Genomic DNA, 8,895 nt, shown 5'->3' with positions numbered 1-8,895 from the left:
GGCTAATTCCCCTCCCTTGGAGGGGTGTCCCGAAGGGACGGGGTGGTTTCCTATTTTTTAGTTTCAACTTAGGAAATAAGGACGAAAACCCTTGGGCTGTAAAGCTTACGGGGTAAGGAAAATTTGACAATGAAACAGCCCTCCCCTGTGTCTTGGGGAGGGCTTAAGTCACGGAGGAGGGTTAAACCTGTTGCTGCAGCTGTTGCTAAAAGGCGCAATAGTAGACGGAACCGACATCAATCGACTCTAGGCGATCGCCTCTAGGAACCAGTGCCTCAAAGCTATGACCCTCAAAACTGGGACGCCAAAACACCAACAGGGGAACAGCATTATTTTGGAATTGGAAGGCACCAATGGGTGCAGGAATTCCCGGTTGAAAGGGTCGAGAAAAATCAATCGGTTCCTCGTAGGAACCCGGTATCGATAAAATTTCCACCGGGTTGGTGTAGAGTGGGGTTCCGGTATTATCAGCAACCGTTAACATTGCCGTATTATCGCTGGTTTGTTCCAATACCACAATCGCTTCCCCCGCTTCCCAGGCGCGGATTTGTGCGGGGTTTGGCGGATCTCTACGCAGCACTCCCTCGGGAATGCGATCGATGGGTAGGGTTTCTACAGGTAAGGCAGTGACAGCATCTCCTTGAGAAGGTGGCAACACCCAAACTGCTCCTTCTGGGAAGGTTTGAGACGCATTAAAGGTTGCCATTGGAGTGGGACTATCGTTGCAACCGTAGGGTTCATTTTGCCAGCGCCGCAAGGTCACTTCTTCACGAATTCCCGGTGCGATCGCCACTAAAGGAGTCCCTGGATCAACTAACGACCATTGTTCTGAAAACATGGCAATTTGTGCCTCTCCACTGGTGGGAGAAAAGGGAAACTCACTGGCACCATTTTGTTGCACTTTGGTCCCAAATCCTAGCCATCCTGGAAAGTCTAAAAATCGCTGTTCCGGCAAATCTCTTTCTGCTTCCGGGATTGTCGTGGCACTATTATTCCCCCAGATTGTACAGCTATTCAGTCCGGGGAATAGGAGTAAAAGACTTAAGAGGGTTAGAGAAAGTTGAGTTTTCGGTTTGGGGAGGGAAAGTTTTAAGTTGTTCATGTCTTTTTTCAGTTAATCCAAGAGGTCCAGCCTAACCAATTTTTGACCAATTCTGCCAATTCTGCATATCCTGGGGATTGAGGATGTGCTCCATCATTAGCCGCCACTTCACTCATCCAAATTGGAGAGTTTTGAAGGGGGGTTAAGACATCTAAATAGGGAATGGACAGATTGCAGCAAATTTGCTCAAATTGATTGGATAAAGCAGCAAGTCTCAAGTTATCTTCCCAGTCGGCAAGGGGAGGAGAACTCACCATTAACACCGAAAACAACAATTTCGCCTGTTCCAGGATTTGCCATGCATGGTTCAGGGAGTCCGGAAAATCTACGCGAGTTTTTCCTTTTTCTAAGGTAATATCGTTCGCACCGAAAGAAAATAGGACCTTTCCGTTACAATTCGGGGGTAAACGATGGGAAACTTCAGGCAGCCACCGCTTTAAAATATCCGCAGAGGTATCTCGCCGAACCCCGAGATTGTAATAGGTAATTTCTTCCCCCGTTTGACAAGCTGCCGCGACAATTCTGCCGGTCCAGCCTAAGTATTCAGGGTCTCCGGTTCCGTTTACAAAGGAGTCACCGACAAAACATATCCGGCTTGCTGTCATGATTTGAACCAATTATTGTTGGGAGAGTCTTTTCACACTTTCCCCGGCGAGTAACTGATGAGCATCAGCTAAGAGTCCAGGGATTTTATCGGCGTGAGGACTGCGCGCAAGACATTGACTAAAGTCTACTGTGTGGATGGCTTCGGCTTTTTCCCCAGGAAACCAATGATTGCCATTTCCGAGTAGATTATAGCGCATTTTGGCATAATCGACCATATCGTAGGCGATCGCCAAGTTTCTCAACCATAAAATCTGGTGAATGTTAATAGAATTGGGGGTTTCTTCCGGTTTTGGTAAGCCAATATGCCAACTTCTGACCCAATCTTCTCCAAATCGGGCGATCGCCGCTTTTTCCAACCGTTCAATAATCGGGGGTAAAAGTTCATCAGCTTTTTCTAAAAGCGATAAAGTTTTTAGGTGTTCATCAAAATCTGTGGGTCTTGATGCCCCAATACTTAAAGTATGAACTTGGGGATGCTGCAAACAAAATAAATTGTTAAACACAATCGGACTAAGGGGGTCACATAGTTCCACTAATTTTTCAGGGGGACTGTATAAGTTTCCTCCTTTATTGGAGGGACTAATAATAAATACCCCCATATCCTGCTGAGTTGCTGCTTCAATAGCAGGCCAGTTTACCTGATTGATATAATACCAATGGAGGTTGACATAATCAAAACGCTTGGTTTCTATGGCTTGACGAATCACCTCCGTTGGCCCATGAGTCGAAAACCCTACAAACCTTACTCTGCCTTGAGCCTGAAATTCTTTGACCACATCCAAGCAACCCCCTGGACGAATACTGTAGTCTAATAATTGGGGAGTATTAATCCCATGTATTCCCAATAAATCAACATAATCTAGCTTTAAATTCGACAGAGATTGTTCCAGAGTTTTCCGAAATTCTTGGGGGTCTTCTGTCGGTCCCACTTTAGTTTGCACAATCAACTGTTCTCGGGGGAATTCAGGAAGAATCTCTCCCAATTGAATCTCTGAAGTACCGTATCCCCGGGCCGTTTCAATATGATTAATACCACAAGCGACGGCCCGATGGATAGTTGCTTTTACATTGTCTTGATTATCCGCAGGAATGCTAGATTGAGGCACATCTTGCCACTTGTACTGATATCTCATGCCGCCACAAGAAAAGACCGGCATTTGTAGTTCCGTTCGGCCAAAGCGTCGATATTGCATCATGATAAATTTTGAGTTGTAATTTAATAATTTAGAGTACGCTGATTATGAATGCTGCCTCAAAGAGAGGCATCAAATCCCTGCACTGGAGTGGGAGCATCTTGCTCCCTATTATAGCAACGGGGCAAGATGCTCCCACTCCCGGCTTATGAATGACTCAAATGCTGTAAAATGCCCGAACCCTGATAGAAAATCGCCCAGTTTACAGTTCCCGAATCACCGTTTTACCATCTACTACTTCCCCCACTAAAACTACGTCCGTAACCCCCACAAATAACCCATTTTCCAAAACTCCAGGAATATTATTCAGGGTCTTTTCTAATTCCCCAGGGTTGTCAATGCTATCAAATTTTACATCAATCACAAAATTTCCTTGATCCGTAATCACGGGTCCGGCTTTCTTAACACCCATCCGCAATTCCGGGACTCCCCCTAACTTTTTAATCGCTGCCATCACCGGAGTCATTGCCATCGGCAATACTTCGACAGGCAACAAAAAGGTAGAACCCAATTTATCCACCAATTTAGAACTATCTACGACGACGATAAATATATCAGCTAGAGAATCCACAATTTTCTCGCGAGTATGTGCTGCACCCCCGCCTTTAATCAGGTTTTTCTGGGGATCAACTTCATCGGCACCATCAATGGCAATATCAATGCGATCGACTTCATCCAATGTTGTTAAAGGAATCCCATATTCTTTCGCCAGCACTGATGCTTGAAACGAAGTGGGAATCCCTTTAATATCTTTTAAATCCCCATTTTTAAGCCGTTCCCCAAGGAACTGAATGGTATAAGCGGTGGTAGAACCCGTCCCTAATCCCACGATGGAACCGGATTTCACTCGTTGCGCGGCTGCCTTGCCGACTTCCTGTTTCATGGCATTTGCTGTACTCATCAGATCCACTCCTATGTTTGCCCCTCTGGGACAGAACGACAGTTAAAATAAACTCCAGTGTTAAATTTACCCTGTTCCTGACCCGATCGCGCATTTTTTCCCGTCCGGATGACTGATCCCGCCCTGGGTGATATTATCAATGAGTGTCGATGTCTAAGGGATAGCGGATCAGATCACCCCTGAGTTCCGAACCTCTTGCCAATCGTTTCTCCCGCTCTAAAATTGATATGAAAATTGCATTTATAGACCCTTCTGATTGGGATTATCGGGTAGAAAACGTTTATGAAATACCAATGGGAGGTTCCCAATCGGCTTTATGTTATTTAGCGGAAAAATTGGCGCAACAGGGTCATGAGGTGTTTGTTTTTAATCAAACTTCTAACCCGGGAATGTCCCGAGGGGTAAAGTGTTTTCAGTTGCCTTTAAATACTATTCCTGAGACATTACGCCGATCGCTGGATGTGGTGATCATCTTAAATATCGCTGGAAAGGGTATCCCCCTGCGTCAATTCTTCGGGGATAAAATTCGCTTGATTCTTTGGACTCAACAGCTTCCTACCCTTCATGCCATGCAGCCTTTAGAAACTCCCCAGGAACGGGATGTTTATGATGGATTTGCCTTTGTCAGCGAGTGGCAGCGACATCAATTTGAAAAGGCATTTGGCATTCCTCCCTCTCGCAGTGCGATTCTCCGAAATGCGATCGCCCCAGCCTTTCAAAACCTCTTTCCCCCAAACACTTCTATCCGCTCCCAAAAATCTCATCCCCCCATTCTCGCTTACACCAGTACCCCCTTCCGAGGATTAGATTTACTCTTATCTATTTTCCCAAAAATTCGTCAAGCGGTCCCCGGAACTCTCCTCAAAGTTTTCTCTAGCAAAAAAGTCTATCAACTTCGAGAAGATATCGATGAATCCGTCTATGGTTCCCTCTATCAACGCTGTCGCGACATGGATGGCGTAGAATATTTAGGGTCGGTTTCTCAACCGGAACTCGCTCAACAATTGCGCTCAGTTTCTATCTTAACCTATCCCAATACTTTTCAAGAAACTTCTTGTATTGCGGTGATGGAAGCAATGGCAAGTGGATGCCGGGTGGTGACGAGCAATTTAGCGGGACTGACTGAAACTACAGCAGGTTTTTGTCCCTTAGTTTCGGTTGAGGATGTGCAGGGATTTTCTTCCGTCAGGGATTGGCAATTTTCCTTAAGAACCGATTGGCAAAATTATGCAAGTCGCTTTGTCGAAACAACGGTGCAGGCGATCGCAAATTTGCAAGATATCAATGCCGAATCCCAACTGCAAAAACAGGTTGACTATATCCATCATTCCTGTACTTGGGAGGTGCGCGCCACTGCCTGGATTGACTGGTTAAGTCACCTCTGTGGATTGAACACAACCTCTGTTCCTCCAGAGGTTGTCATCGCCCCCACAACGGCTCAAATCCTCACCCAACAAGCAGAACTAGCCTATCACCAAGGACAATTAAACCGGGCGGTAACCCTGTGTCAACAATCTCTCAAACTCAATCCAACTCTGACCCAAACCTATCAAATTTTAGGGGATACGTTCCAGGATGCGGGGAAACTCCTGTCCGCGAGTCGCGCCTATTCAACCGCCCTCAAACTGTTAGAAACTGGCAAGGTTTACAGCAGCCAATCCCTTCTACTTCGGGAAAAATTAGGACAAATTTTCGATGAATTGGGCGATATTGAAGAGGCGATCGCCTTGAAGTCGCGTTCTGCTGGTTCTTAAGTGGCCCCGGGGCTTTTACAAAACCTTTACAAGGATCGGGGGACTTTTGTCGATTCCTTTACAAAACTTTGTGTTAAGCAGTCTATGGTGGGAGATAGGAACCATTTACAGGGGCAAGCGAATTGCGATCGCGCCCCGATGAGGTATTACTATCATGACTCAACGTTCTGTGCCCTTCCTCCAATCCCTGCGTCAATGGCTCAATCAGATTGAGGTTCGAGACCCCAATGTGGCGAAACAACTTTACAAGCTGATTCCAGCGCAATGCCCCTTTGCCCGGGACCTCAAATTTATGGGCCGCACAATCTTCCACATTCCGCCCTTGTGCAAACTCAATCCCTTCTACGATGAACTGATGGGACTGCGGTTTCGGGCGCTGTGTTATCTCGTTGATGAATGTGGCATTGATATCCAAGCCTTTTCCTGAAACCCTCCAAACAAACAGGAGCGATCGCCCATTGACACTCGACCCTACTGCCTAGCGCCAATCGGCGATCGCTCACTTGATTGTTAAGATTATTCAGCCGTTGCCAATTCCGTGTTGCCACGATTGCGACGACGAGTCAAGGCGTTAAACACCATTTGACCGATCGCCTTAATCAAATTCCCTTCGAGTTCCTTAAACATATTCATGTTCAACCCGAAGGCATGATTCGCTTCATCCACAATGCGATCGGCATCCGCATCATCAATCGGCAAATTGTTCATCGCCTCACGATACTGAGTTTTGAACGCCTTCTCATCCGTAATCTGCTCAAACTCATAGAAAGCCGTCCCATCGGCTTCTAAATTCATCGCCCGTTGAGCAATTCCCTTGAGAATTTGACCGCCAGACAAATCGCCCAAATACCGGGTGTAGGAATGAGCCACCAACAGTTCCGGTGCCGTTTCCGACACTTCGCGAATCCGCTGAATGTAGACTTGAGCCGCCTCAGAAGGAGCCACCTGCTCCCGCCAATTGCTGCCATAGTAGAAGGTTAAATCTTGCTCTAAACTGGCCTTGCGGTTCAGTTCGGGAAAGTAAATCTTCGACAAGATCGGGTGATTGCGGTGGCGTTCCATCTCCTCTTCCATCGCCGAATAGACGAAGTAGAGATTACGCACCAGAGTCCGATAAGAGGTTTTCTCAACCGTTCCTTTTAAAAAGCACTTGACAAAACCCACATTTTCTGCCATGCTGTGAGACTTTTTCGTGCCTTCACGCAGCTTTGTTGCTAAATTGCTACTCATTCGCTTCCTTAACTTTCCAACTTTAATAAAACAGCGGGCCTATCGCCTTCGCAAGAGGCCATAAAAAATAACCTCTAAAGGGTTACCTTAAACTGAATCGATGAGAATTTTCGTTAAGTTTTTTAAAGTTTCCTGGGGACCCCCGTGGGACTTCCAAGTTCAAGATAGGTCCTTGGGCACTTCCCTGCGCTCAATTTCCGCCTTGAGGTGAGCTAAGACAGTTTCCCCATCCATCCCTTCACCGCGATTCAGAGATTCGATGCCTGCTGTAATTTTTTCCTGCAACTCCGCTAACTTTTCCTGATAGCGCTTTTCTCGGTCCTCTAGCAACCGCAATGCCGCTGCCACCACTTCACCCTCCGAGGCGTATCTGCCACGGTTGACGGTAGCGCGAATAAATTCCTGTTGTGTTGGGGTCAGGGAGATATTCATAAACCATGCTCTCTGCTAGGTAACTGGGTTAATTTTATCATTTTTTTGGTCATTGGTCATTGGTTGTTGGTCATTGGTCATTGGTCATTGGTCATTGGTCATTGGTCATTGGTCATTGGTCATTGGTCATTGGTTTAGAGGGATTTACTGAGATAAATTACCGAATTTAGTTAATTTATGCCTAGATTTATAATATATTCCCTGAGCAACCCAAAACAATCAAATACAACCGTCTCTCCTCCAATTGTTTTGAGTAAATTTCGACGGTTCAAAGATTCCAACCCATTTAAAAAATCCATTAAGGATAGGTCTAGGTCTTGCTTTAATTGATTTTTCGACAGGGGTTTAGAAGACTGACTCAACTTGACCATAATCTATTTTTCCAGTGGAGACAATCGGTTAAAAATATCCCCGAGTTGTGATTTCATGTTGGCGGTTAAAATTATTCCTTCTTCCGCTAACAAGTCGGAAACCTTACCGGAAAACATGGTTTTAATTAAATCGGCAACCTCTTGGAGGTAAACTGGGTGTCCTTCATACCGATGTATCAACTGGGACCAACTTGACTGGTCTTTTAAACCGCGATCGCTCAAAATACTGGCCTGGGTTAATCCTTGTAACTTTAAAAACTGCACCGGATCTAACTCCCCGGTTAACCCGATCATTTCTTGACATTGCTCCTGACTGATTAAAATTAAATGGCTGCTATGTTCAATCTCAGCTAATCGTTGAAATAGGGTTTTGTAATCCTTGTATCTGCTCTGATACTGTCCCGTTAATTCACTGGGTCTAAATAACTCTTGGATATCATCAATAACTAATAAAATTTTATGGTTTTTCAATACTTTGAAGAACTCCAGAAAGTTGATTTCGCTAAACCTTAAATCAGCATGAGCAACCTTTCTTAAGCAATCGGTAATTAGTGGATTTAAACTGGGTTCAATCTTGATACTTTTCCAGATGACTGCATCAAACTGTTGCAAATTCAGGTCCACAAACTGCTTTACTAGAGTGGTTTTCCCGATTCCCGGCAATCCGACAACCGAGATGAGGCGAGTCTTTTGAACCAGGATCCAATCAGATAGGGTTTGCAGTTCCAGGGTGCGATCGTAAAACTGGGTGATTTTCGGGGCCAGGGTTAAATCTGAATACCCCGTTTGGTTGTTGGGGTCTTCTTCATCGGCGATCGATGGATTGGGATTGGTTTGCGGATGAGGAGGACACCAATTAATAGGACTGTTGACTAAGCCTACAAACTGAGAATTTATAACTCTCTCAATTGTCCAACAAAAATTAGATTTTTTAATATCTTCATCTAACTCATCAGATAACTGTTTAAATAATTGACGACTCACATCACCGATATAGTTTTCATCGTACCCACATTGACCGGAGATTTGACTGTAAGTTTGTCCCTGCCATAAACCTTGAACCACCGTTTTTTCTAAGTCATTGAGATGCTTTCCCCGTTGCTGATCGACCAGGCGATCGACCAACTGCAACACTTCTGCTATTGTCATAGAGCTTAAGGTGGGTAAGGGTTTCACCAATTGTAGCACAAGTTTTTCCTAGAAAATCAGGTTTTTTCGGGTCTGGTCTTAACATTTTGTTACAAACCAGCCTAGAAAATCAGGTTTTTTTGGGTGGCACGGTTCAGAAGAGCTGATTTAGGATACG

The 8,895-nt window shown here is 45.2% G+C and carries 9 protein-coding genes; 2 read left to right on the top strand and 7 right to left on the bottom strand.

What is annotated here, in order from left to right; genetic code table 11:
* Nucleotides 1–205: 205 nt before the first annotated feature.
* The 4 genes from J0895_RS17970 to rpiA form a co-directional block, all read right to left on the bottom strand.
* Nucleotides 206–1,102, bottom strand: coding sequence for a hypothetical protein (locus J0895_RS17970; RefSeq protein WP_207089382.1), 897 nt, complete (start codon nucleotides 1,100–1,102; stop codon nucleotides 206–208).
* Between the two features lie 8 nt (nucleotides 1,103–1,110).
* Nucleotides 1,111–1,707, bottom strand: a complete 597-nt coding sequence (locus J0895_RS17965) for a GDSL-type esterase/lipase family protein (protein ID WP_207089381.1) — start codon at nucleotides 1,705–1,707, stop codon at nucleotides 1,111–1,113.
* Nucleotides 1,708–1,719: 12 nt separating this feature from the next.
* The gene (locus tag J0895_RS17960; RefSeq protein WP_207089383.1) at nucleotides 1,720–2,901 is read right to left on the bottom strand and encodes an aldo/keto reductase; all 1,182 of its coding nucleotides are present in this window, start codon (nucleotides 2,899–2,901) and stop codon (nucleotides 1,720–1,722) included.
* A gap of 202 nt (nucleotides 2,902–3,103) precedes the next feature.
* The gene (rpiA, locus tag J0895_RS17955; protein ID WP_207089380.1) at nucleotides 3,104–3,802 is read right to left on the bottom strand and encodes a ribose-5-phosphate isomerase RpiA; all 699 of its coding nucleotides are present in this window, start codon (nucleotides 3,800–3,802) and stop codon (nucleotides 3,104–3,106) included.
* Nucleotides 3,803–4,029: 227 nt separating this feature from the next.
* Between rpiA and J0895_RS17950 the strand changes: the two genes are divergently transcribed.
* Together J0895_RS17950 and J0895_RS17945 are read left to right on the top strand one after the other, a co-directional pair.
* Complete coding sequence (locus J0895_RS17950) at nucleotides 4,030–5,556, top strand: glycosyltransferase (RefSeq protein ID WP_207089379.1); 1,527 nt, start codon at nucleotides 4,030–4,032, stop codon at nucleotides 5,554–5,556.
* Nucleotides 5,557–5,710: 154 nt separating this feature from the next.
* Nucleotides 5,711–5,983, top strand: a complete 273-nt coding sequence (locus J0895_RS17945) for a Mo-dependent nitrogenase C-terminal domain-containing protein (RefSeq protein ID WP_207089378.1) — start codon at nucleotides 5,711–5,713, stop codon at nucleotides 5,981–5,983.
* An 89-nt stretch (nucleotides 5,984–6,072) separates the two neighbouring features.
* Here J0895_RS17945 and J0895_RS17940 read toward each other — a convergent pair whose 3' ends face one another.
* From J0895_RS17940 to J0895_RS17930, 3 genes are all read right to left on the bottom strand, one after another.
* Nucleotides 6,073–6,786: a biliverdin-producing heme oxygenase gene (locus tag J0895_RS17940; protein WP_207089377.1), complete on the bottom strand. Its 714-nt coding sequence runs from the start codon at nucleotides 6,784–6,786 to the stop codon at nucleotides 6,073–6,075.
* Between the two features lie 159 nt (nucleotides 6,787–6,945).
* The gene (locus J0895_RS17935) at nucleotides 6,946–7,218 is read right to left on the bottom strand and encodes a type II toxin-antitoxin system ParD family antitoxin (RefSeq protein ID WP_207089376.1); all 273 of its coding nucleotides are present in this window, start codon (nucleotides 7,216–7,218) and stop codon (nucleotides 6,946–6,948) included.
* 374 nt (nucleotides 7,219–7,592) lie between these two features.
* On the bottom strand, nucleotides 7,593–8,777 hold the full coding sequence (locus tag J0895_RS17930) for a helix-turn-helix domain-containing protein (protein ID WP_340643549.1): 1,185 nt from the start codon (nucleotides 8,775–8,777) through the stop codon (nucleotides 7,593–7,595).
* Nucleotides 8,778–8,895: the final 118 nt, after the last annotated feature.

Origin of the sequence: Phormidium pseudopriestleyi FRX01 (genome assembly GCF_017313335.1) — a bacterium.
Taxonomy (GTDB): domain Bacteria; phylum Cyanobacteriota; class Cyanobacteriia; order Cyanobacteriales; family Laspinemataceae; genus Laspinema; species Laspinema pseudopriestleyi.
This window is presented reverse-complemented; position numbering and strand designations above follow the sequence as displayed.